The sequence below is a fragment of the Aeromonas australiensis genome (assembly GCF_000819725.1).
Taxonomy (GTDB): Bacteria; Pseudomonadota; Gammaproteobacteria; order Enterobacterales; family Aeromonadaceae; genus Aeromonas; species Aeromonas australiensis.
The window spans coordinates 1-22821 of the sequence record NZ_CDDH01000113.1; the positions used below are offsets into that span (position 1 = coordinate 1).

General features: G+C 60.8%; 17 protein-coding genes. 9 read left to right on the forward strand and 8 right to left on the reverse strand.

Annotated elements, in window-relative coordinates; all coding sequences use genetic code 11:
- Window positions 1–635 precede the first annotated feature (635 nt).
- Together hchA and BN1117_RS18640 are read left to right on the forward strand one after the other, a co-directional pair.
- Window positions 636–1499 carry a glyoxalase III HchA gene (hchA, locus tag BN1117_RS18635; protein ID WP_040099841.1) on the forward strand — a complete coding sequence of 288 codons (864 nt, stop codon included), beginning with the start codon at window positions 636–638 and terminating at the stop codon, window positions 1497–1499.
- Window positions 1496–2218, forward strand: a complete 723-nt coding sequence (locus tag BN1117_RS18640) for a PA1136 family autoinducer-binding transcriptional regulator (protein WP_082032634.1) — start codon at window positions 1496–1498, stop codon at window positions 2216–2218. Before hchA ends, BN1117_RS18640 begins: the two co-directional genes overlap by 4 nt.
- A 74-nt stretch (window positions 2219–2292) precedes the next feature.
- Here the strand turns inward: BN1117_RS18640 and BN1117_RS18645 are convergent, their stop codons facing one another.
- The 3 genes from BN1117_RS18645 to BN1117_RS18655 all read right to left on the reverse strand — a co-directional run bounded on the left by BN1117_RS18645 (window position 2293) and on the right by BN1117_RS18655 (window position 7025).
- The gene (locus BN1117_RS18645; RefSeq protein WP_040099843.1) at window positions 2293–3558 is read right to left on the reverse strand and encodes a RidA family protein; all 1266 of its coding nucleotides are present in this window, start codon (window positions 3556–3558) and stop codon (window positions 2293–2295) included.
- A gap of 883 nt (window positions 3559–4441) precedes the next feature.
- Window positions 4442–5560 (reverse strand): anhydro-N-acetylmuramic acid kinase, encoded by a 1119-nt coding sequence (locus tag BN1117_RS18650; protein WP_040099844.1) that lies wholly within the window; start codon window positions 5558–5560, stop codon window positions 4442–4444.
- Window positions 5561–5708: 148 nt separating this feature from the next.
- Entirely contained in the window at window positions 5709–7025 is a 1317-nt protein-coding gene (locus tag BN1117_RS18655) for a peptidoglycan DD-metalloendopeptidase family protein (protein WP_040099846.1), read from the reverse strand.
- A 109-nt stretch (window positions 7026–7134) separates the two neighbouring features.
- Here BN1117_RS18655 and tyrS point away from each other — a divergent pair, with 109 nt between their 5' ends.
- Window positions 7135–8334, forward strand: coding sequence for a tyrosine--tRNA ligase (gene tyrS / locus BN1117_RS18660; protein WP_040099848.1), 1200 nt, complete (start codon window positions 7135–7137; stop codon window positions 8332–8334).
- Between the two features lie 42 nt (window positions 8335–8376).
- Here the strand turns inward: tyrS and BN1117_RS18665 are convergent, their stop codons facing one another.
- Window positions 8377–9312 carry a LysR family transcriptional regulator gene (locus BN1117_RS18665; protein ID WP_040099850.1) on the reverse strand — a complete coding sequence of 312 codons (936 nt, stop codon included), beginning with the start codon at window positions 9310–9312 and terminating at the stop codon, window positions 8377–8379.
- Between the two features lie 108 nt (window positions 9313–9420).
- Here BN1117_RS18665 and budA point away from each other — a divergent pair, with 108 nt between their 5' ends.
- Complete coding sequence (gene budA / locus BN1117_RS18670) at window positions 9421–10215, forward strand: acetolactate decarboxylase (protein WP_040099852.1); 795 nt, start codon at window positions 9421–9423, stop codon at window positions 10213–10215.
- Window positions 10216–10233: 18 nt separating this feature from the next.
- Complete coding sequence (gene alsS, locus BN1117_RS18675; protein ID WP_040099854.1) at window positions 10234–11904, forward strand: acetolactate synthase AlsS; 1671 nt, start codon at window positions 10234–10236, stop codon at window positions 11902–11904.
- 115 nt (window positions 11905–12019) lie between these two features.
- Here alsS and BN1117_RS18680 read toward each other — a convergent pair whose 3' ends face one another.
- Both BN1117_RS18680 and BN1117_RS18685 read right to left on the reverse strand, forming a co-directional pair.
- Complete coding sequence (locus BN1117_RS18680) at window positions 12020–13432, reverse strand: MATE family efflux transporter (RefSeq protein WP_040099855.1); 1413 nt, start codon at window positions 13430–13432, stop codon at window positions 12020–12022.
- Window positions 13433–13505: 73 nt separating this feature from the next.
- The gene (locus tag BN1117_RS18685) at window positions 13506–14444 is read right to left on the reverse strand and encodes a LysR family transcriptional regulator (protein ID WP_052441566.1); all 939 of its coding nucleotides are present in this window, start codon (window positions 14442–14444) and stop codon (window positions 13506–13508) included.
- Between the two features lie 497 nt (window positions 14445–14941).
- Between BN1117_RS18685 and BN1117_RS18690 the strand changes: the two genes are divergently transcribed.
- Window positions 14942–16234: an HAAAP family serine/threonine permease gene (locus BN1117_RS18690; RefSeq protein ID WP_040099859.1), complete on the forward strand. Its 1293-nt coding sequence runs from the start codon at window positions 14942–14944 to the stop codon at window positions 16232–16234.
- A gap of 91 nt (window positions 16235–16325) precedes the next feature.
- On the opposite strand, the gene BN1117_RS18695 is transcribed toward BN1117_RS18690, so the two are convergent.
- Both BN1117_RS18695 and BN1117_RS18700 read right to left on the reverse strand, forming a co-directional pair.
- Window positions 16326–17045, reverse strand: coding sequence for a substrate-binding periplasmic protein (locus BN1117_RS18695; protein WP_040099861.1), 720 nt, complete (start codon window positions 17043–17045; stop codon window positions 16326–16328).
- Between the two features lie 91 nt (window positions 17046–17136).
- On the reverse strand, window positions 17137–18159 hold the full coding sequence (locus BN1117_RS18700) for an MBL fold metallo-hydrolase (protein WP_040099863.1): 1023 nt from the start codon (window positions 18157–18159) through the stop codon (window positions 17137–17139).
- Window positions 18160–18314: 155 nt separating this feature from the next.
- Here BN1117_RS18700 and BN1117_RS18705 point away from each other — a divergent pair, with 155 nt between their 5' ends.
- The 3 genes from BN1117_RS18705 to cadC all read left to right on the forward strand — a co-directional run bounded on the left by BN1117_RS18705 (window position 18315) and on the right by cadC (window position 22536).
- On the forward strand, window positions 18315–19214 hold the full coding sequence (locus tag BN1117_RS18705) for a LysR family transcriptional regulator (RefSeq protein WP_040099865.1): 900 nt from the start codon (window positions 18315–18317) through the stop codon (window positions 19212–19214).
- A 101-nt stretch (window positions 19215–19315) separates the two neighbouring features.
- Window positions 19316–20596, forward strand: a complete 1281-nt coding sequence (gene yjeH, locus BN1117_RS18710; RefSeq protein ID WP_040099867.1) for an L-methionine/branched-chain amino acid transporter — start codon at window positions 19316–19318, stop codon at window positions 20594–20596.
- 392 nt (window positions 20597–20988) lie between these two features.
- Window positions 20989–22536 (forward strand): lysine decarboxylation/transport transcriptional activator CadC, encoded by a 1548-nt coding sequence (gene cadC, locus BN1117_RS18715; RefSeq protein ID WP_040099868.1) that lies wholly within the window; start codon window positions 20989–20991, stop codon window positions 22534–22536.
- The last annotated feature ends 285 nt before the right edge of the window (window positions 22537–22821 follow it).

The window sequence follows — 22821 nt, forward strand, 5'->3', positions numbered from 1 at the left end:
AGTGACACTGTTTCGGCGGCAGGGTATCAGGGTTGTGGGTGACAAGGCGCAGTGCCAGCGTTACGCGGCGCATTGTGGCCAGCGACGATGTCACCAACCTTCACTTTGAGCAGCTGCACACCACTTTGATTTCTCTGCATCGCCTTTGATGCCATGGCAGGAGCTGGCTGAAAAACCACTTTTTAAGCCAAAATCGCAAGCTCTCCTCCTCTCTGAACCGAAGCCCTCAATGATGGTGCTATCACGGTAGCCACCGCCAGCCATACCAAGGCTTGCTCAAAATGGTGGGTGTCCCAATAGTTCTCCACTTTGATTCCCCAGCATCGCTTTTGATGCCATGGCAGGAGCTGGCTGAAAAACCACTTTTTAAGCCAAAATCGCAAGCTTTCCTCCTCTCTGAACCGAAGCCCTCAATGATGGTGCTATCACGGCAGTCACCGCCAGCCACACCAAGGCTTGCTCAAAATGGTGGGTGTCCCAATAGTTCTCTGCCAATAGTTCTCTGCTGCTTCGCTTTTGTCGCCGCCCCCCCTCCCCCCTGGCATCCTCATGACGACTGAGGGAAAACCCTCATTTACTTGGTCACTGACAGTCCATATTGTGAGCGTGACTTCAACACAACTGGAGCTTGCCCCATGACCGATATGCTTGTTGACGATAAACAACCGACCCCGGATCCGGCAGAGCAGAATGCCTTCTTCCCGTCGCCCTACTCCCTGAGCCAGTTTACCTCGCGCAAGTCTGACCTTGCCGGAGCTGACTATCCCGCTCCCTATCGAGAGGGGCGCTGGAAGATCCTGCTGATCGGGGCTGATGAGCGCTATCTGCCCACCGACAACGGCACCCTGTTTTCCACCGGTAACCATCCGGTCGAAACCCTGCTGCCCATGTATCACCTCGACAAGGCGGGCTTTGCCTTTGATGTGGCCACCCTCTCCGGCAATCCGGTCAAGTTCGAGTGGTGGGCCATGCCCGGCGAAGACGAAGCCGTGCTGGGGCTCTATGGCAAATATCAGGCGCAGTTCCGCCAACCGGCCAAGCTGGCCGATCTGCTGAAAGAGGCGCTGGCCGCCGACTCCGACTATATCGGCGTCTTTATTCCCGGCGGCCACGGTGCCCTGATGGGATTGCCGGAGAGTGCCGAGGTGAAAGCGCTGCTGGAGTGGGCGATGGCCAACGATCGCTTCATCATCTCCCTCTGCCACGGGCCTGCAGCGCTGCTGGCGGTGGCCAATCCAAAGACCTTCGCGGGCTACAAGATCTGCGCCTTCCCCGACGAGCTGGATGCCCAGACCCCGGCAATTGGCTATATGCCGGGCCACCTCACCTGGAAGTTTGGCGAGAAGCTTAAAGAAATAGGCTTTGAGATCGTCAACAACGGCATCTCGGGAGAGGTGTGCCGGGATCGCAATCTGCTGACCGGTGACAGCCCGCTGGCGGGCAATAACCTCGGCAAGCTGGCCGCCACCACCTTGCTGGAGGCGGTTGCCAAGCGATGAGGTTGCCGTCCTCGCCAGCGAATGCACTGCAGGTCGTGGTGGCGCTGGAAGGGTGCCAGCGGCTGGAGGAGATCCAGCAACTGGTGCGCGCCTTTGCCACCCCGCTGGGGTATCACCGCTTTGCGCTCTTCTCCATCAATGCCAGCGAGGAGGGGGTGGTCGAGCACCTCTATTGGCTGGAGGGGGAGTGGCTGGAGAGCGGCGAGGCGGTCGACCTGCATGCCTATATGCGCGAGTGCCCGATGGCGATGCATATCAGGGAGCGAGACCAGCCCTTCTTCTGGAGCAAAACGGTTGGTGCCGCTGGCGAGCAGTACCGTATCGTTCGCCAGCCTGAGGGGCCGGGCCGACATGGCTTGCAGGTACCCGTCTATGGGCCGTTGGGACTGGAAGGGGCGATGAGCTTTGGCGGCGATCAGATCGATGCCAGTGCCCACACTCGGGTTGGCCTTGCGCTGATCGCGGTGGCGGCTTTTCATGCAGCTCGTCACCTGATGGAGGTGCCGGTAGCGGGCCACGAGCGTGGCCTCACTGGGCGCGAGCGCGAAGTGCTGGAGTGGGTCTCCCGGGGTTGGCGCCATGCCGATATCGCCACCACCCTGAAACTTTCGGTGCGCACGGTCGAGAACCATCTGCGCAGTGCCCGCCGTCGGCTGGGGGTGGCCACCACGGCGGAGGCGGTCAGAGTAGCGATCAGGAACCGCGATATCGAGGGCTGAGGAGCCATTCCTTTGTCAGGCATGTAAAAAGAGACCGGCCATCAGCCGGTCTCTTTTTTTATTGAGCGTAACCCTTACGCCTGCGGCGGGGTGCTTTCCGCGTTGGACATCACCGCATCCATTTGCACCAGGGCGCCAGCGGGCAGCTCGCGCACCGCGATCACGGTGCGGGCCGGCAGGTAGGCCGGGAAGTATTTGGTGTAGATGGCGTTGACCGCATCCAGATCGGCGATATTGCCGAGCTGGATATTGACCTTGACGATATCGTCCATCACATGGCCGATGCTCTCCACAATTGCCTTGATATTGCTCAGGCACTGGGCGGTCTGCTCCTTGATGCAGTCAGCCAGGATCTTGCCGGTGGCGGGGTCAATCGGCAGTTGGGCAGAGAGATGGTTGTAGTGGGAGAAGGCGACAGTCTGGCAATGGAGCGTGCTGCGCGGTGCCTTGTCGGTATTGCGGGCACGGATCACCAGATTGTGACGGTCTTCCACCAGTTGTGGCGGGGTGCCGTCACCGTGGGAGATGACCGCATCCATCTGCACCCGTGCCCCCATGGGCAGAGCGGCGGCACTGACTACCGAGCGGGCGGGCAGATAGGCCACGGCGCGGGCAATGGCGGAGTCGGGGAAGAAGGTGGTGTAGACCTCGTTGACGGCCTCCAGATCGACCAGATCGGTCAGATAGACGGTCACCTTGACGATATCGTCAAACGGCACATCGATGCTCTCCAGCACCGCTTTGATATTGCGCAGGCACTGACACGCCTGCTCCTTGATGCCACCGGCGACCAGCAGGCCCGAGGCCGCATCGACCGGCAGTTGGGCGCCGATATTGTTGTAGTGGGAGAAAGCGACTGTGTGGGTGGAGAGCGGGTTGTGCGGCGCCTTGTCACTGTTGCGGGCCAGTTTAACCAGCGGGCAAGGGTCTTGCGGGAAGGTGCCTTCGCCGTTGGAGATGATGGCATCGATCTGCACCCGCGCGCCCAGCGGCAGGGCGGCAACGGCGAGGGTGGTGCGGGTCGGCAGATAACCCGGGAAGAATTCGCGATAGACGGCGTTGACCGCCTCCAGATCCGCCATATCTTTCAGGAAGATGGTCGCTTTGACCATATCGTCCATCACATGGCCGATGCTCTCGATGATCCCCTTGAGGTTGCTCAGGCACTGTCTGGCCTGTGCAGTGACATCGCCACTCACCATCTTGCCGGTGGCGGGATCGACCGGCAGCTGGGCCGAGATATTGTTGTAATGAGAAAACGCCACCGTTTGGGTGCAGGGGCCCAGATCCTGGGGTGCATGGGGGGTATTTCTTGCCGACTTGATGATGGTGCCACTCATAGATATGCCTCTTTTTAATATTTGTTGTTTATTCAGGTACAGGTTTACCCCATCTCGTTGTGCGCCACGGCCACTGCGCCAGCGGCGGCATCCCCGGTTATTATTTGTGATCCACTCAATCGCTGAGAGGAATAAGGGCGGATAGGACAGGGTAGATATTTCAGACGCTGCGATTCTATGAGTGGCTCTGAGGGGTTGCAAACCGCTGATTGCATTTCTATGAGGTGGCTCAATGGGTGCAAATTTAATCATATTGCTATTCAATTCACGCTGAATAGTCACCTTTTTGCCCGCCAATGGCCCTGCATCGAGCGGCAGCCCTGTCAGGACGGGTGTCGGTCAGAAGTCTCGACATGGCAGGGCTGTGAACAAAGGGTTAATGCTATGTCTCAGAGTGCCAGTAAATAATATTGCTGTGCATGGATATGCATATTGTGTTTTTTTAACCGCCTATCTTGCCGCGTGAAAATATGCTAGCTGTCATCCATGTTGTCATGGCTAAAGATGTGGCTGGAATATAATGCAACGATTTGCATGGTTGACCGGGGAACATTATCTGGTCGTCGCTGGCGGGCATTGGTGTTGGCTTATTATCTCTTATCATCACCGATGGTGAGATATGCCATAAGATTGCAGCGGAAAATATGGGCCTCATATTTCGTGATGGAAAACGCAAGAAAATGGTGGACGATTATCATGGTGAGGTGTGGAGAAGAACATGAGTCAACCAGGATGCTCTTGCGCACATCCGAGCACCAAGTCGCTCCAATAAAGAGTCGAGCCGATAAAGAGATCGTGCACTACCCAACACCACAACCCGCTCTTAGTCCAAGCGGGGCTGCTGTGGGGTGGTGTGGGGGGATATGAACGGGCCTGGCAGGGTTTATCTCGCGGGATAGAGGGCACCCAGCACAGCCGGACGGCTGGCGCCGGTGACGGCGGGCAGATTGCCCGGCTTGCGGTGGACAAAGCACATGGCCAGCCAGGCAAAGGCGGCGCCTTCCACCCAGTCGGGGGCAAGGCCCAAATCAAAGGTGCTGGCGATGCGCCATGCAGGCAGCAGGCTGGCCAGCTCCTTCAGCAAAGGAGTGTTATGGGCGCCGCCGCCGCAGACAAACAGCTCGGCGCTCGGCTGGCTGGTACCGACTGACTCGGGCCGGGCGGGCAACTGGCGGGCGATGCTGTGGCAGGTGAGTGCCTGCAGGGTGCGCTGCACATCCACGGGGTCGTAGGCACTGTCTGCCAGCTCGCCATCGAGCCAATCGAGGGTGAACATCTCCCGTCCGGTGCTCTTGGGGTGGGGGGCGCTGAAGTAGGGGTGAGCCAGCAGCTGCTCCAGCAGGGTCGGGATTGGCTTGCCACTGGCGGCCCATTTGCCGCCAGCATCATAACCGGCACCCTTGGGGTGATGGCGGCGATACCAGCCATCGAGCAGGGTGTTGGCCGGGCCGGTATCAAAGCCATAGACCCCGCCCGGATTGCCAGGCAGCACCGAGATATTGGCGATGCCGCCGAGGTTGAGCACCACCCGCAGGGCGCCGGGGCGGGCAAAGAAGGCCTGATGGAAGGCGGGCACCAGCGGTGCACCCTGACCGCCGAGGGCCATGTCCATGGTGCGAAAATCGGCGATAACGTCGATGCCGGTCAGTGCGGCCAGCAGGGCCGCGTTGCCGATCTGCAGGGTAAAGCCGAGCTGGGGACGGTGGCGGATGGTCTGGCCGTGGCTGCCGATAGCGCGAATATCGGCGGGCGTGAGGCCCGTTTTGGCCAGCAGGGCGTGAGTGGCGACAGCGAATTCGCGGGCGACCAGATTGTCGGCCACCCCCATGCGGTCGATTTCGTTGTCGCCCGGGGTGCAGAGCGCATGCAGTTCGTGGGCGGTGGGCCAGGGGTGGCTGAGGGCCGACTCGACCCGCAATGTATCCCCGTCGATCATCACCAGCACGGCATCGATGCCGTCCATGCTGGTGCCCGACATCAATCCGATATAGCGCTCAATCATGGCGATTCCTTATTTGCTGGCCGGTATAGTCCGGTTCCCGACACTCATCCGATATGGCGCTCAGCCATGCGCTCTCCCCAACTGGCTAACCAAGATCCGGTAAAATAAACAGGGCTGACGGGGTCACTACCCCACCAGCCCGGAGGACTTAGTTGTCGTGACGATCCCGCTTGTTCTGGGCTAGTTGCAGCTCGGGGCTGTCGAGCTTGGCCAATTGCGGCATCGCCAGCTTCTTGAAGTTGGCCAGTTCGCGTCCGCTCAGAGTCTCTGCCTGGGGCAGGGTGAGGGTGCGCGGGTTCTTGTGAATGCCGCCCACCACGAATTCGTAGTGCAGGTGCGGGCCGGTGACCCGGCCGGTGCCACCCAGGGTGCCGATGGTCTGCCCCTGCTTCACCCGCTGTCCCTTGTTGACGGTGCGCTTGGAGAGGTGCAGGTACTTGGTCACATAGTTGCCGGCATGCTTGATAAAGACGTAGTTGCCGTTGAACTGGTTGTAACCGGCAGCCACCACGCTGCCTGAGCCCGCCGCCATGATGGGGGTGCCCACCGGCGCCACGTAGTCGATGCCATTGTGGGGCCGCACCTGACCAGTGACCGGATGCAGACGACGCGGGTTGAAGTTGGAGCTGATGTATTTGAAGTTGACTGGCGCGCGCAGGAAGCTCTTGCGCATCGCTTTGCCTTCCGGGGTGTAGTAGTTGCCATCTTCATGGAGCACGGCGCGGTAGGTGGTGCCCTGGTTGACGAACTCCGCCGCCAGAATATCACCGGAGGCGACCCGCTCGTCATCGCGAAACTTCTCTTCGTAGACCACCCTGAAACTGTCCCCTGGCTGCAAGTCCTGGGCAAAATCGATGTCCCAGCCGAAGATGGCGGCAAGATCCATGATCTGATCTTCGGTCATGCCCGCCTCGATGGCGGCGCCCCAGAAGCTGGAGCGGATCTCGCCTCTGGTCACCTGTTCGCGGGTATCGAGGGCGATCTTGACGTTGCGGGCGACAAAGCCTTCATCCTTGCGGCTTACCTTGAGGGCCTGCTCCAGACTATGGGGGTAATAGAGGCTGTGTAGCGTGCCCTGGTCGGTGAGCTTGAAGGTGAGCTCTTCGCCGGGTTTGAGCAGGCGCAGGGTCGCCGTGCCCTCCAGTTGATCGATAAGATGCAGCGCAGTGGTACTGAGCCCCAGCCGCTGGAAGATCACCCCCATATTATCGCCACTTCGCACCTTCACCTGTCTGGTGATATAGCGTGGTTTGGGCGGTGTGGCGGGCTGGGCCGTCAGCTCGTCACTCAGGAGATGGTCGTCAGCCGATGCCCGCAAGGCAATCTCGTTGCCGTTTTCATCAACCCGGGTAGCCACCGCCTGTTCGCTTGGCCAGGCCGCCAGCATCATGATCATGATGCCCAGGATCAGCACCATCTTGCGGTGCCAGTGGGGGAGTGCGTTGAAGGCGTGCCAAATAACCATGAGAAGCAGATGAAGTCGGGCAGAATGGGCGGATTTTACAGCCTTTCCAATTGGCCCGCCATTCCAGTAATATGTTTGGCCCTGTGGAATCGTGATGGAGAGTCAAAAAATGTCCCAGCTCGAGGTGGCGCTAGCCGAGATCAAGCGCGGAGCGGAAGAAATTCTGGTTGAAGAAGAACTGGTCGCCAAGTTGAAGGAAGGGCGCCCGCTGCGCATCAAGTTGGGCATGGACCCGACCGCCCCCGACATTCACCTGGGTCATACCGTGATCCTCAACAAGCTGAAGACCTTCCAGGATCTGGGCCATGAAGTGATCCTGCTGATCGGTGACTTCACTGCCATGGTGGGTGATCCCTCCGGCAAGAACGCCACCCGTCCGCCGCTCTCCGAAGAGGCCATCAAGCACAACGCCCTCACCTATGCCGAGCAGGCGTTCAAGATCCTCGACCCGGCCAAGACCCGCATCGAGTACAACTCGACCTGGTTGAGCGAGCTGGGTGCAACCGGCATGATCAAGCTGGCGGCCAAGCAGACCGTGGCCCGCATGATGGAGCGCGACGACTTCAAAAAGCGCTACACCGGTGGCCAATCCATCGCGATTCACGAATTCCTCTATCCGCTGCTGCAAGGCTATGACTCGGTCGCGCTGAAGGCGGACGTTGAGCTCGGCGGTACCGACCAGAAGTTCAACCTGCTGATGGGCCGCGAGCTGCAAAAAGATGCCGGCATGGCGACTCAGTGCGTGCTGATGATGCCGCTGCTGGTGGGTCTGGACGGCGTCAAGAAGATGTCCAAGTCCGCAGGCAACTACATCGGTGTCCACGACGCCCCGGGCGAGATGTTCGGCAAGATCATGTCCATCACCGACGATCTGATGTGGAACTACTACGAACTGCTCTCCTTCCGTCCGCTGGCTGAAATTGAAGAGTTCAAGGCAGGTATCGCTGCCGGTACCCTCAACCCGCGCGACGTGAAGATCTGGCTGGCCAAAGAGATCATCGCCCGTTATCACGATGAAGCGGCGGCCGAAGCGGCCCACGCAGATTTCACCCAGCGCTTCTCCAAGAACGCCATTCCGGACGAGATGCCGGAAGTGGAACTGGCGCTGGAAGGTGAAGGGCTGGCCATCGCCAACCTGCTCAAAGAGGCCGATCTGGTGGCCACTACCTCCGAAGCGCTGCGGATGATCAAACAGGGGGCGGTCAAGGTGGATGGCGAGAAGCTGGAAGATGGCAAGGCACTCATCGGTGCCGGTACCGCCGTCTATCAGGTCGGCAAGCGCAAGTTTGCCCGCGTGACTGTCAAATAAGCAGTACCGTCAAATAAGCCGTCGCATCAGGCAAGCTGGCCATCAAACCGGTTCAAGCTTGTTCAACAGGGCCTCCTTCGGGAGGCCTTGTTGTATCTGGGCGGCACGGATCTGGGCAATGAAGTGCCGCAGCACGGCACTGCTTGGGTGTGGCCGTGTCGCCAGACTGATGCTGGTCATCATGCCGTTGCCCTCAATGGGGTGATAACTGACCCCGAGCGGGCGCAGTGCCGCCACCGAGCTGGGCACCAGGGTCACGCCAAAGCCCGCCTGCACCATGCCGACGGTGGAGATCACCTGCGGGCATTCAGGCCCCAGCAGCGGCTCGAAGCCGGCCTCCCGGCAGAGGCCCACGATGCCGTCATAGAGCCCGGGCCCGATGGCGCGGGGGAACAAAATAAAACTCTCGTCCTGCAGGCTGGCCAGTGGCAAGGGGCCCGTCCTGGCCTTGGGGTGGCTGGTCGGCAGGGCGATCAGCAGCGGCTCCTGCTCGATCAGATGATGGGCAAACCCCTCGCTGCCGCTGCAGGGTAGCCGCAAGATGGCGGCATCCAGCCGATCGTTGCGCAGCGCCTCCACCAGTGCCGGCATGGGGCCCTCCTGCGGGCTGAGGACTACTTCGGGGTAGCGCTCCCGGTAGTCGTGCAGTAATCGCAGTACGGCAGGGTGGAGCACGGTGGAACCGGCAAAGCCGATCCGCAGTGCCCCCTGCTCGCCCCGGGCAATCCGCTTTACCTTCTGCTTTGCCGCATCGGCCAGTGCCAGGATCTGCGCCGCATCCCGATAGAGGCTCTCGCCCGCCTCGGTCAGCTCGACACTGCGGGTCAAACGGCGCAGCAGCGGGGTGCCGAGACCCTCCTCCAGCTTGCGGATCTGCTGGCTCAGGGGCGGCTGGGCCATGTTGAGTGATTCGGCTGCGCGGGTGAAATTCTGCTTTTCAACAACGGCCATGAAGTAGCGGAGCGTACGAAGTTCCATATCGATTGAGTCTCAAAGTCATGGGATCAGCGTATTGGTGTTGAAATGTGAACCAAGTCACCATTGGATCCGAACGCTAACAGGATTCACGGTGGAGGTGAAACCCGAATGGAACATATTGCAACATCTGACAGTGCCGGGTGCAGCTGTGCCCTCGAAGTGAGCCAGCAGTTTTCCCGCTGGCGCAGGCAGCATGACGGTGGCGAGATCTACCAGAGTTCCCTGATGAGCGCCCTGCTGGCGGGGGTCTACGAAGGGGAGACCACCATGAGCGAGCTGCTGCGCCACGGTGACTTTGGCCTTGGCACCTTCAACCACCTCGATGGCGAGCTGATCGCCTTCGAGCGCCAGATCCACCAGTTGCGCTCCGATGGCTCGGCCCGTCCCGCCCGCGCCGATCAGAAGACCCCCTTCGCGGTGATGACCCATTTTCGCCCCTGTCTGGAGCGTCGCTTCGATCACCCCCTGAGCCGTGACGAGATCCACCAGTGGGTGGATCGGCTAGTGGGCTCCGACAACGTCTTCGTTGCCCTGCGTCTCGACGGCCAGTTTGAAACGGCCAAGGTACGTACCGTGCCGCGTCAGGAGCCCCCCTATCGCCCCATGCTGGAAGCCATCGAGCAGCAACCGCTGTTCCGCTTTGCCGCTGTGGTAGGAACCCTGGTGGGTTTTCGTTGCCCGCCGTTCGTGCAGGGGGTCAATGTGGCGGGCTTTCACGAGCACATGATCACCGCCGATCGCAAGGGGGGCGGCCATCTGCTCGACTACACCATGGCCCACGGTACCCTGCGACTTTCTGTGGTGCGTCACCTCAATCTGGCCCTGCCATCTGACCCCGCTTTCCGGCAGGCCGACCTCAACCCTACCGATCTCGATCGCGCCATTCAGGCCGCCGAAGGCTGATAGACAAGGAGCAATATCATGGAAAACAGACAGTGGAAGTGTGGTGCCGAGCTGGTGGTTCGTCATCTGGAGGCGCAAGGAGTCAAGCAGGTGTTCGGGATCCCGGGGGCCAAGATTGACCGGGTGTTCGATGCGCTGGAGGACTCTCCCATCGAGACCATAGTGGTGCGCCACGAGGCCAACGCCGCCTTTATGGCGGCCGCCGTGGGGCGCCTTACCGGCAAGGCGGGGGTGGCGCTGGTTACCTCGGGCCCCGGTTGCTCCAACCTTATTACCGGGCTGGCGACCGCCACCTCGGAAGGGGACCCCATAGTGGCGCTGGGCGGTGCGGTGCGCCGTGCCGACGGCCTCAAGCTCACTCATCAGAGCATGGATACGGTCAACCTCTGCCGTCCGGTCACCAAGTTCAGCGCTCAGGTCAACAGCGGGGCGGCGATCTCGGAAGTGATGGCCAACGCTTTTCGCGCCGCCGAGCTGGGACGGCCGGGGGCGGCGTTTGTCAGCCTGCCGATGGATATCATCAACAAGCCGGTGCAGGGGAATGTGCTGGTGCCCCGCGAGGTGCCTGAGCCGGGCTGCGCCGACGAACAGAATATGGAGCAGGCATTGACCCTGCTGCGCAACGCCGAGAATCCGGTGGTGCTGCTCGGCCTGATGGCGAGCCGGCCGGAGAATGCCGAAGCGGTACGCGCCTTCCTCGACAAGGCGCGGCTGCCTGTGACCGGTACCTATCAGGCCGCCGGGGTGGTGGACAGCTGCCACTTCGATGACTTTGCCGGACGGGTCGGGCTCTTTAACAACCAGCCGGGGGATCAGCTGCTGGCAGGGGCCGATCTGGTGATCTGCATCGGCTACAGCCCCATCGAGTACGACCCCGTGCTGTGGAATGGCGACCGGGAGCGGCGCATCCTCCATATCGACGTGCTGCCTGCCGATATCGACAGCAGCTACTGCCCGACCGCCGAGCTGGTGGGGTCGATCCGCGCCAACCTGTTGCAGCTGACCCGCATCATGGGCAATCCGAAAATCCGCCCCCCCGAGGTGGATCGGCTGCTGCAAGGGGTACGTCAGCAGCGGCTGCGACTGGCGATGCGGGCCGACGATCTGCACGGCAATCCGGTTCACCCCTTGCGTATCGTGCGAGAGCTGCAGGATCTGGTGCGCGATGACATGACCCTCTGCGTCGACATGGGCAGCTTCCATATCTGGATTGCCCGCTACCTCTACAGCTTCCGTGCCCGACAGGTGTTGATCTCCAACGGTCAGCAGACCATGGGGGTGGCACTGCCGTGGGCTATCGGCGCGGCGCTGGTGCGGCCGGGGGAGAAGGTGATCTCGGTATCGGGGGATGGCAGCTTTATGCAGTCGAGCATGGAGCTGGAGACGGCGGTGCGGCTCAAGAGCAATATCGTCCACATCATCTGGGTCGATAACGGCTACAACATGGTGGCGATGCAGGAGCAGCAGAAGTATTGCCGCACCTCCGGCGTCTCTTTTGGTCCCATCGACTTCAAACGCTATGCCGAATCGTTCGGGGCGGCCGGGTTTGCGGTGCGCTCTGCCGACGAGCTGCGCGCCACCCTGCGGGCCGCACTGGCGGTGGAGGGGCCTGCTGTGGTGGCGATCCCGGTGGATTACTCCGACAACCCGGGACTGATGGCCCAGCTCAGGCCAGAAGTATTGGCATAAGTGTGGGCAGCAGTGCTGGCCTGAATCCCTGTGTAAGAGCAGGCAGACCCGCCCATATAGCAAAAACCGGCATCAATGGATGCCGGTTTTTTATTGTTTTGCTGGATGGGTGGCCTTAACGGGCCAGCTGGACGGCGGCGCGTGCGCGGGCCGGTTGTGGGCGCTGTTTGGCTTTTGGCGCGCAGGCCATCTTCAGGCGCAGCCACTCGCGCCACAGCAGCCAGCAGAGCGGCAGGGTGAGCAGCAGCACGGTCGCGGGCTGGGCCATCAGCACCCCATCACGCCCCCACAGTTGTGGCAGCAGGAAGATGAGCGGCAGCAGCAACACGGTTTTGGCGATGGAGATGACCAGCGCCTGACGGGTACGCGCCATGGATTGCAGCAGCACGATGCCGAACATGATGATCCCCTCCAGCGGAATGGCGCCGAGGTTGAGGGTCAGGCTGCTGATGGCGGCGGCCAGCAGTTCGGGATCCTTGTCGCCGGTATAGAGCATGGCGACCTGTCCCGGCAGCAGCTGGATGGTGAGCCACACCAGCATGCCGTAGATAAAGGTGAACTTGAGCCCCATCTCCATCAGGTACTTGAGGTTGCGATGGCGCTTGGCCCCCGCCGCCTTGCTGATGAGCGGCTGAATGCCGAACGCCAGCCCCTGCAGAATGACGATAAAGACCGCTTCGGTATAACCGGCCACGGTAAAGCCCGCCAGATCCTTCACATTGCCATACACCATCAGCTGGCTGTTGTGCAGCATCAAGAGCAGCCCGAGGTTGAACTGGGCAATCAGGCTCGGCAGACCGGTAAAGAGCAGGTGCGGCATGGCGGGGAGGTTGGGCACCAGATCCCGCCAGCTGAGGCGCAGCCGCGCCCAGGGGGTAAAGAAGTAGCCAAGGCCGATCAGGCTCACCGCACCCTCTGCCATCAGGGTGGCTTGCGCGGTCCCGATCAATCCCAGCCCCAGCCGACCCACCATGATGTAGTTGAGGATGATATTGAGCACGGCGCCGCTGCTCACCAGCACCATGGCCAGTTTCGGGCGACCATCGTTGCGCAGCAGATAGGGGACTGCCAGATTGCTGGCCAGCAACAGAGTGCCGCCGACAATCCAGGTGAGGTAGTCGCTCGCCTCTTTCCAGGTCTCGGTGCCCTGTTCAATCCCCAGTCCCAGCAGGATATCGGTGTGGGTGTAATAGAGCAGCACCGGCGCAATGACCCCGAGACCGGCCAGTAGCCAGAGGGCGTTGACCAGCGCCTGACGGGCCAGCGTGTCGTTTTTCGCCCCTTGCTGGAAGGAGATGGCAGTGGCCGCCCCCATGCTGATCATGGCGGCCAGGCCGATCAGCACCATGATGACCGGATAGACCAGATTGATCCCGGCGAGGCCAGCGGCACCGACATAGTGGCCGACGAAGATGCCGTCGATGAGGTAGTAGGCCCCCGAGACCAGCATGGCAAGAATTGAGGGGAGGGCGTAAGCCCAGAAGCGACGGGTCATGGCCCGTTGCCGCAGTGTTAAATAGGCAGACATATCTGTTCTCTCGGGGAGTTCGATTATCGAACAGCTAGTCTAGATTAATACTTATTTGGTGATAATCAGGGTTTCACTTGATGAATTGCTGAGTATTACTCACTAATCCGGGGTTTTGATAGTGAGCCTTGAGCATGTCGATCAGGATGCGCAGGCCGCTGCCCAACTGATGCCGACTGGGGTAGAAGAGGTAGAAACCGGCAAAGGTTGGGCACCAGGGCTCCAGCACGGTACACAGCTTCCCCTCTGCGACCTTTTGGCTCACCTCCTCTTCCAGACAGTAGGCCAGCCCCAGCCCAGCTTCGGCGGCGCCCAGATAGAGGGCCGGGGTGCTGGTGGTGAGTGGCCCGGTCACTTCAATCTCCAGCAGGTTACCGTCGGCGGCAAAGGCCCAGCGATAGTGATGGTACGGGGTGAGGCGATAGCCGATGCAGGCGTGGCGGCAGAGCTCGCTCGGGTGTTCCGGCGTGCCGTGCTCCGCCAGATAGGCCGGGGAGCCCACCACCAGATAGCGCTGGGGCGGGCCGAGAGGGATGCCGATCATCTCCTTGGGCAGCAGATCCCCGTAAAAGAGTCCGGCATCGTAGCCATCCTCAATCAGCCGGGGCATCAGCTCCTGCTCCACTACCTCCACCTGCATCCGCGGATAACGGGCCAGATAGTCGATCAGCACCGGCGCCAGCAGGCTGTCGATGGCGCCGCGCGGGGCGCAGAGCTTGAGCCGCCCCACCGGCTCATCGCTGTTGCGGGCCAGCTCGCTGAGCGCCTCTTCCAGGGTATTGAGGGTGGGGAGCAGCTGCTTGAGCAGCCGCTGGCCTGCTTCGGTCGGCACCACGGCGCGGGTGCTGCGGTTGAGCAGCCGTACCCCCAGCCGTGTTTCCAGCCCCTTCAGGCTATGACTGAGAGCGGAGGCGGAGACCCCGAGTTCGAGGGCGGCCTTGCTGAAACTGCGGTGACGGGCGACGGCGGCAAACACCGCCAGTTCGGCGAGATCGGTACGGGTAATGGTCATCATCAATCAACAAAAAGGCGTGAGTCACAAGGGTACGCCAAGGCAGTGCTGCACACAATCCGCGCTAAATGGGTGGCTTGTTGCAAATATGTAGCCGCTCGCAGGCCATTGATTCCAGTGAAGCCAAGTTTAATTGTTAAAAAAAACTCACAACAAGGCGCTGTTAGTGTGATCTTGGTCGTCAGAAAGGCGACCAAAATCAAACTTTGGTTGATTAATTCAAAAAAACGCTGTGATTAGTAAGGTCATTTAATTAAAGTCTGCTCATCGGATGAGACGAGGGTAAATGATTTGTTAATGGCCGCTCCGTCAATCCCAAAAGACACCAGTTCATCCCCTTGTTTGTTACTTTCTTGTTGTTGCGTGGCGTGATGGCAGAGTACCGGGGTGTTGAGCGGCGAATCGCAAGGATGAAGAGCATGCGTTCCAGGGAGATGGAACCGGGCCAAGGCCCGACCAAACAAGAATCCCATTTTCCTAGATGACAGGAACAACGTATGTCTGACATGAATATTGCAGCTGATGGTCGTTTAGCCAGCAACACCTCCCGCGGCGTCAACAAGGCCGATGTGGTCTGGATGCTGGGTCTGTACGGTACCGCGATCGGTGCCGGTGTGCTCTTCCTGCCAATCAACGCCGGTGTAGGTGGCCTGTGGCCGCTGGTTGCCATGTTGATCCTGGCCCTGCCGCTGACTTTCTTTGCTCACCGTGGTCTGACCCGCTTCGTGCTGTCCGGCTCTACCCGTGATGGCGACATCACTGAAGTAGTAGAAGAGCACTTCGGCAAGACCGCAGGCAAATTCATCACTCTGCTCTACTTCTTTGCCATCTACCCGATCGTGCTGATGTATTCAGTCGCCATCACCAACACCGTCGAGAGCGTGATTGTTCACCAGCTGGGCATGTCTGCACCTCCCCGTGCCGTTCTGTCACTGGCCCTGATCCTCGGTCTGATGGCGGTTGTTCGTCTGGGCGGCCAGGTTATCGTCAAAGCGATGAGCGTACTGGTATTCCCGTTCGTGCTCACCCTGATGGGTCTGGCGTTCTACCTGATCCCGCACTGGAACGGTGCCATCATCACTGAAGCGCCGGCTCTGGGTGATGCCTTCAACGGTGACTTTATCAAGACCCTGTGGCTGGCTATCCCGGTAATGGTGTTCTCCTTCAACCACTCCCCGATCATCTCCTCCTTCGCGGTGGACAACAAAGGTCGTTACGGTGAAGGTGCCGAGAAGAAGTGCAGCAACATCCTGCTGGGCGCCCACGTCATGATGGTAATGACCGTTATGTTCTTCGTATTCAGCTGCGTACTGAGCCTCTCCCCGGCTGACCTGGCTGCTGCCAAAGAGCAGAACATCTCCATCCTCTCTTACCTGGCCAACCACTTCGACAACCCGGTTATCGGTACTGTGGCTCCGCTGATCGCCATGGTTGCCATCAGCAAATCCTTCCTGGGTCACTACCTGGGTGCGCAAGAGGGCATGAACGGCCTGATGGCCAAGGCGCTGCGCGAGAAGGGCAAGAACGTGGATGCCAAGCAGCTGAACAAAGTGACCGCGGTGTTCATGATCCTGACCACCTGGGCCATCGCTACCATCAACCCGAGCATCCTCGGCATGATTGAAGATCTGGGCGGCCCGATCATCGCAATGCTGCTGTTCCTGATGCCGATGTACGCCATCGCCAAAGTACCTGCCATGCGCAAATACGCAGGCAACATCAGCAACGGCTTCGTGACCCTGATTGGCCTGATCGCCATGTCCGGTATCATCTACAAGCTGATTGCCTGATAACACCGGTTACCAAGTTGAATAAAAAAGCCGCCTCGCAAGAGGCGGCTTTTTTTATGGTTGTTCGGGGCGGTGAGCGGATGTGGCACCGCTACTTCATCAGCTTCTTCACCTCATCGCTGGCCAACGCCTTGTTGAATTTGTCCCGTGCCTCTTTCCCCTTGGCGGAGTTGGTAAAGCAGACGTGGAGTGACTTGTCCTCGAGGATCTTGTCGTTGAAGCCGAGTTGGGCGGCAACGTCCTTGAGTTGGGGATCGCTCTCCAGCAGATAGGTCATCACATTCTGGTCGATGACCGCCAGATCGAGTCGACCGTTACCCAGTTTTAGCAGGTTCTGGCTATCCGAGCTGGTGGCATCGGCCGAGAGCGCCTTGCTGGCCACTTTTTCGTCGAACTCGGTGGTATTCACATAGCCGGTGACGACACCAATTTTCTTGCCCTTGAGGTCATCAAGGCTCTGCCAGGTGACCGGTTGATCGGCTCGTTGGGCAAAACCGAGGGGCCCGTTACCTATGGGGTCGGAGAAGAGGCAGCTGCTCTTGGGGTCGAGATACTCGGGGAAATAACCCAGTACCTCGGGGTTGTTGGTCGCCTCGTCCACGGCCCGCTGCCAGGGATAGAACTTGATGGTCAGCGGGTCGCCAGCCAGGGCAAAGGCTGCGGTCACCACCTGACTGCTCTTGCCCTGTTCAGGGAGGCTGGCGCTGGTGTAAGGGGGCCATTCAAGGCTGGTCAACACCGCCGCCTGAACGGCCGACATGCCGAACAAGGGAAGAGTGGCCAGGGTGAGGTGCTTCCATTTCAGGCTCATAGAGATAACTCCTTGTGGTCAAACACCCCTTAAAGATAGCCCCCGGTGTCGATTGCGGATGCCAGCCATGGCTGACCGGCATCCTTGCCATCTATTTATTGTCGATATTCTCCGACTGCCAGAGGGCATAGCCCTTGCCGGAGGCCGTGGTGGGCAGATCAATCTGCATCAGGTCGTTGCCGATGACAAAGGGGCCGGTGTAGCGGGCGCGCAGATCCTGCGCCAGATCTTTGACCCTGATCTTGCCGTTGAGGCCGATATGGCTGAACACGGTCAGCGCCGGCTTGGCTTCGTTCATTACCCGGGCAGCCTGCTCTGGGGAGGCGAGGTGACCGGCAATCGCCTTGTAGCCGGGGTTGGCCTTCATCTGCTCGGTAGAGGTCATGGAGACGCAGTGCACCAGCAGATCGGCCCCTTTGGCCTGCTTCACCACCTCGGGGCTGTAGCGGGTATCGCCGGAGAGCACCACGCTGTGGCCGTGGTAGTCGATGCGATAGCCGAATGATGGCTTTATGTTGACCCCGTGGTCGTTGTCAAAGGCGGTTACCTTGACCCCGTTCTGGTTGTAGACCACCCCGGCGGTGACCTCGTGGCTGTTGATCTCCACCCCGTCCAGCGGCGTTCCCTCATCCTTGACCCGGGTGGCGATGTCGGTGGCGTAGGCCTGCTGTAAACCACGGGCGAGAGCTGTGGTGCCCTTGGGGCCGTAGAGTTCCATCGGCGCGTGGCGCTGGCCATAGGCCGGTTGCAGCCAGCCGGTCAGCCAGAGATCCGCCAGCCCGTTGGTGTGGTCTGAGTGAAAGTGGGTGAGGAAGAAGGCGTTGACCCGGCCGATAGGGATATGCAGCTGCCACAGGCGAGTGGCGGAGTTGCGGCCAAAATCGAACACCAGCTTCTGGTTGCCCGCTTCGACCAGGGTGCTGTAACCGCCCCGGCTGATCTGGGGCACCGGAGTGCCGGTGCCGAGCAGGCTGACCCGAAAGATATCGGGCCGGGCTTGAGTTGCTGAGGTAGGGGCCTGATCGTAGTTGCTGTTAAAGCTGCTCTCGGCAGCCTGGCTGATACCGGTGGCCAGCAGACCGACCAGCAGGGCGGCTAGATAGGTACTTTTCATGGGAATTTATCCTGTGGGGAAGGGACGGCATCACTGTATTGGTAACTAAAAGTTGAATAAATTGGCTAAAATCCATTTCTTACTAAACTTTTGGTTGTGAATAGAGCCCCTTGCCGCGGGCCAAACGGCCTTGAAATGGGCAAAAAGGAGGGGTTGTGGACCGATTGACCAGCATGCGTATCTTCACCCGGGTGGTGGATCTCGGCTCCTACAGCGCGGTGGCGAGCGAAGAGGGGATCAGCGCCCAGATGGTGGGCAAGCATGTGCTGGGGCTGGAGCTGTGGCTGGGGGGCAAGCTGTTTCACAAGACTACCCGCCAGCAGACTCTCACCGAGCTGGGCCAGCTGTTTTTGGCTCGCTGCCAGCGGGTACTGGAGGAGCTGGCATTGACCGAATCGCTCACCCAGAATCTGTTGGCTGAGCCGGCCGGACGGCTGCGCATCGCCGCCCCCCTCAGCTTTGGCCACCACCGGCTGGTGCCGCTGCTGCCCGCTTTTCTCGACCGCTACCCCAAGCTGGATCTGGATCTGCAGCTCACCCCCCGCTGGGTCGATCTGGTGGAGGAGGGGTTCGATGCCGCCATCCGTACCCTGCGCCCGCAGGATGAGGCGCTGATTGCCCGACCGCTGCTGACCCAGCACTACCGCCTCTGCGCGGCGCCCGACTACCTCAATCGCCACGGCGTGCCCCGTCATCCGGCCGATCTCGCTCGCCACCAGTGTCTGCACGGTAACTGGGGGGAGCACGAGCGTTGGCAGTTTGTTGGCGAGGATGGCCAGAGCGAGGAGGTGCGGGTCGCCTCGCGCCTGCGCATCAACCACTGGCCGGCGCTGCTGGCAGCGGCACTTTCCGGGGCTGGCATCACCTTGCAGCCGGCCGAACAGGTGCGTGACCATATCGCCGCGGGGCGTCTGCTGCCGCTGCTTGGCCGCTATCAGATCCCGGCCAAGACCCTCTACTTCATCTATCCGGCGGCGCGGCGGCAGGTGCTCAAGATCACCCTGTTGGGGGACTTTCTGGCCGAGTCCCTGCAAGCTGAGCCCGAGCCTGAATAAAAGGCTGCATATTCTCGCCACCGTGCTTAACCATCGTACTTAACAAAGGGGCGGAGCAGGCCTAACATGGCGGGATGTTTTTTTAGTCAGGACAAAAGGATATGTCTGGGTTGAAAAAGGATCTCGGGCTCTGGCAGGGGATGGGGCTGCTCGCCACCTCGCTGCTCGGCACCGGGATCTTCGTGGTACCGGCGACTGCCGCCTCGCTGGCGGGTGAGGCCTCGCTCTGGGCCTGGTTGCTGCTGATTGCGCTGGTGCTGCCCATCGCCTTTACCTTCGCTCGCCTCGGCCGTCGCTATCCCCATGCGGGCGGCGCGCCGCACCTGATTGGCCTCGCCTTTGGCAACGGCGCCGAGCGCTTCTCCGCCTTCCTGTTTCTGGCGGTGCTGCCGGTGGGGCTGCCTGCCGCCCTGATGATTGCCGCCGGTTTCTGGCACGCCCTGTTCGAGATGGGGGAGTGGACCCTCTGGGCCATCCAGCTGCTGACCCTGCTCGGGGTATTCCTGCTGGGGCTGCGCGGGGCGCGCTCCTCCGGCAACCTGCAGCTGTTGATAGCTCTGGCTATTCTGGGGCTGACCCTGCTTATCTGGTTCAAGGGGGAGGTGAGCTGGCGCGATGCAGCCCGGCCCTTGCCGACGACGGACGAGTGGCCCGCCATGGCTACGGCGCTGGCGGTGATGTTCTGGTGTTTCGTCGGGCTGGAAGCCTTCGCTCATATGGGGGAGGAGTTCAAGCGGCCACAGCGGGACTACCCCATCGCCCTGCTCGGCGGGGTGCTGCTGGCGGGGCTCATCTACTGGGTGCACTCGCTGGTGGTGCTCAAATATGGCCTCTACGGCGATGAGGCGAAAAATGCCACCGCCATCCCCTCCCTGCTGGCGCTGCTGTTCGGCCCCACCGCCAAGTGGCTGGTGGCGGTGCTCGGCTACCTCTCCTGCTTTGCCAGCATCAACATCTACATTCAGGGCTTTGCACGGCTGATCTGGAGCATGGCGCGGGAAGGCAAGTTGCCCCCCTCGCTGGCGCAGCTCACCGCGCGCGGCGCGCCGCTGCGGGCGCTCACTCTGGTGCTCGCCATCTGTCTGCTCTGCATCACCCTTATCATCTGGCTGCGACTGCCGCTCGATGAGCTGATCCGCTACGCCAACGGCAACTTCGTACTGGTCTATCTGCTCTGCATGGCGGCGGGCTGGCGCCTGCTTGGCGGGGTGGGCAAGGGGCTGGCTGGGGTGAGCGTGCTGCTCTGCGCTCTGGTGCTGGTGGCGCTCGCCACTCAGGTGCTCTATGCGGTGGTGCTGAGTCTTGGCTACGGCGGCTTCTCGTTGTGGCGACGTTATCTGCGCCGCAGTCGTCAGCAGGATGCGCTCCCGCTGGCGAAGTAACCTCTCCCCGATGGTCGAAGAATTGTGAAAGCCCTGATGTTCAGGGCTTTTTGATTCCGGCATATGGGATATTCGTATGAATACTGGTTGGCACGCTATTTGCCGAAAAGTGCGGTGTCGGATCAACTCAACGGCGATTTATAGCCAAAAAAAGTGGGATCCAGCTCCCGTTTTGCTTAAAGTGACCCCTTCCGATCCCGGTGGTCGGAATGCCCGCAAGGATGCCCTTCAGACGTAAACAGGATGGCCTGGCCAGACTGACTCTCAGAGATGTGATTGCTTCGGTTCTCTTTTTATCTGTCACCTGTGGTGATAGCGCCTTGTTCCGTTCAGTCAGCCCGGGTTTTGCGTCTCTCTCATCGTGCATTGTCACCATCTGCTGCGAGTGAATCATGAGCGAATCGGTTTTTGAGATCCACGACTGGACCCTGAGCGTTGACGACAACATGCTGTGTCGCCCCGACCGCGAGGTCTACCTCGAACCCAGACTGGTCAACCTGTTGCGGTTTCTGGCCCATAATGCCGGCACAGTCTTTGGCCGCGATGCCCTGATCAACGAGGTGTGGGATGGCGCCGAGGTGACCGATCAGGTGGTGACCCAGTCCATCTTCGAACTGCGCAAGATCCTCAAAGATGGTCGCACCGATGCGACCGACTATATCGTCACCGTACCCAAGCGCGGCTACAAGCTGGTGGCACCGGTGCGGCCGCTGCAGGTGGTTTCCGTGGTGATGGCGGACGAGCAGCCCGCGGTCAATACCGCTCTCTCCGACAACCCGACTCTCTCCGATCTGAGCCCGCCCGTGGCTCTTCAGGATGATGATGCACAGCCCAATGTCGCCCCTTTTCCCGCCGGGCCCCTGACCCGCGCCATCTCCACCCATGCCAAGGATGCTCGCAGCCGCTGGAAGATGGTGAGTTTCGATATCTTCGTTGCCATCGTGCTGATCGCCATTGTCAGCATGCTCAGCTACCAGCACACCAGCCCCCAAGTGCATGCCATGCTGGATCCCAACCTGCTGGTGTTCCGCTTCCACTCCGGCATGGATGACAACAACGAGAACGTGCGCCTTGCCGATGGCATTACCCGAGCCCTGATGGGGGAAGTGGCGGTGGCCACGCCGCTGCGGGTGCAGTATGGCGCCACCACTTTGATGGGGGGCATCATGCCCGGCAAGGAGCTGAGCGTGCGGGTCACCCGCCAGCCCCGCGGCACCTATCTCGATCTGGAGTACCGCAATCTCAATACCAACCGGATCCTGTTTAGCCATCAATACCAGCTCAGCCGTCACAATGTGCACGGGGTGTTGCAGGCGAGCAGCCGGGATCTGTTGCGTGCCCTCGACCAACCCGATGCCGAGCCGGGGATGGGCTGGCCCACCGATGATGCCTCCCTGATGGCGATGATGGAGGCGCAGTACTACATCAACAGCCGGGATCCGGTCGCCCTCAAGCGCGGCATCGATCTGCTGGAGCAGGCGCTGATTGCCCATCCGGATCAGCCGTTGCTGCTGGCGGAGCGCTATCTGGCAGGCGAGGCGCTGGCCACCCTGGCGGGCAAATCCGAGAGCGAGCGGCTGCAGGGGGTTGGCACCCATCTCGCCCGCGTGGTGCAAAACAGTGGCGCTCTGCCAGCCCGGGTGTGGGAGGCGTTGACCCTGCAGGCGATCCTCAACGGCCAGCAACAGCAGGCCAACTATCTGCTGGAGCAGGCGGCGAGTCGCGGCCGCTCGGTGCTCTACTACATACTGCAGGGCAAGCTGGCGGAGCTGGACGGTCGCCCCGAAGCGGCGGGGGATGCCTACAGTCAGGCCTTCCTGATGGAGGCGACCGAGCAGACCTATCTGCTCTGCCAGCAGCTCGGTTTCTACAGCAATATGGAGAGCCTCACCCCGGCTCTGTTCAATGCGCTGGGTCAGAGCAAGGTGAAGCTCTTCTAACACCGCAGTTTGGTTTTCCCCCGGTCGGCGCGGTTGCCGACCCCATCCACAGGCTACCTTCGGGCGGCCTGTGCGGTATCTGCTCGTCTCAATCCTGCTTGTTTGCCACCGGGGATGGTCGCTCTGGTGCGGCCCGATTTATCCCCCGCAGCTCCCCACAATCCCCATTTGCCTGTGTCTTGCACGCGGCATTAGCTGCACTCGCGTTTGTTCGGCTTTGCGCCGCGCGCAGCTTGTGATATCTGCTCATTGTTGAAAATGACACTCACCACTCACCACTCACCA

Coding starts and splice junctions, on each gene's coding strand:
- hchA (WP_040099841.1), top strand. CDS start 636: ATGACCGATATGCTTGTTGACGATAAACAACCGACCCCGGATCCGGCA.
- BN1117_RS18665 (WP_040099850.1), bottom strand. CDS start 9,312: ATGGAACTTCGTACGCTCCGCTACTTCATGGCCGTTGTTGAAAAGCAG.
- tyrS (WP_040099848.1), top strand. CDS start 7,135: ATGTCCCAGCTCGAGGTGGCGCTAGCCGAGATCAAGCGCGGAGCGGAA.
- BN1117_RS18690 (WP_040099859.1), top strand. CDS start 14,942: ATGTCTGACATGAATATTGCAGCTGATGGTCGTTTAGCCAGCAACACC.
- cadC (WP_040099868.1), top strand. CDS start 20,989: ATGAGCGAATCGGTTTTTGAGATCCACGACTGGACCCTGAGCGTTGAC.
- BN1117_RS18655 (WP_040099846.1), bottom strand. CDS start 7,025: ATGGTTATTTGGCACGCCTTCAACGCACTCCCCCACTGGCACCGCAAG.
- BN1117_RS18650 (WP_040099844.1), bottom strand. CDS start 5,560: ATGATTGAGCGCTATATCGGATTGATGTCGGGCACCAGCATGGACGGC.
- BN1117_RS18700 (WP_040099863.1), bottom strand. CDS start 18,159: ATGAAAAGTACCTATCTAGCCGCCCTGCTGGTCGGTCTGCTGGCCACC.
- BN1117_RS18645 (WP_040099843.1), bottom strand. CDS start 3,558: ATGAGTGGCACCATCATCAAGTCGGCAAGAAATACCCCCCATGCACCC.
- BN1117_RS18640 (WP_082032634.1), top strand. CDS start 1,496: ATGAGGTTGCCGTCCTCGCCAGCGAATGCACTGCAGGTCGTGGTGGCG.
- BN1117_RS18695 (WP_040099861.1), bottom strand. CDS start 17,045: ATGAGCCTGAAATGGAAGCACCTCACCCTGGCCACTCTTCCCTTGTTC.
- budA (WP_040099852.1), top strand. CDS start 9,421: ATGGAACATATTGCAACATCTGACAGTGCCGGGTGCAGCTGTGCCCTC.
- alsS (WP_040099854.1), top strand. CDS start 10,234: ATGGAAAACAGACAGTGGAAGTGTGGTGCCGAGCTGGTGGTTCGTCAT.
- yjeH (WP_040099867.1), top strand. CDS start 19,316: ATGTCTGGGTTGAAAAAGGATCTCGGGCTCTGGCAGGGGATGGGGCTG.
- BN1117_RS18685 (WP_052441566.1), bottom strand. CDS start 14,444: ATGACCATTACCCGTACCGATCTCGCCGAACTGGCGGTGTTTGCCGCC.
- BN1117_RS18680 (WP_040099855.1), bottom strand. CDS start 13,432: ATGTCTGCCTATTTAACACTGCGGCAACGGGCCATGACCCGTCGCTTC.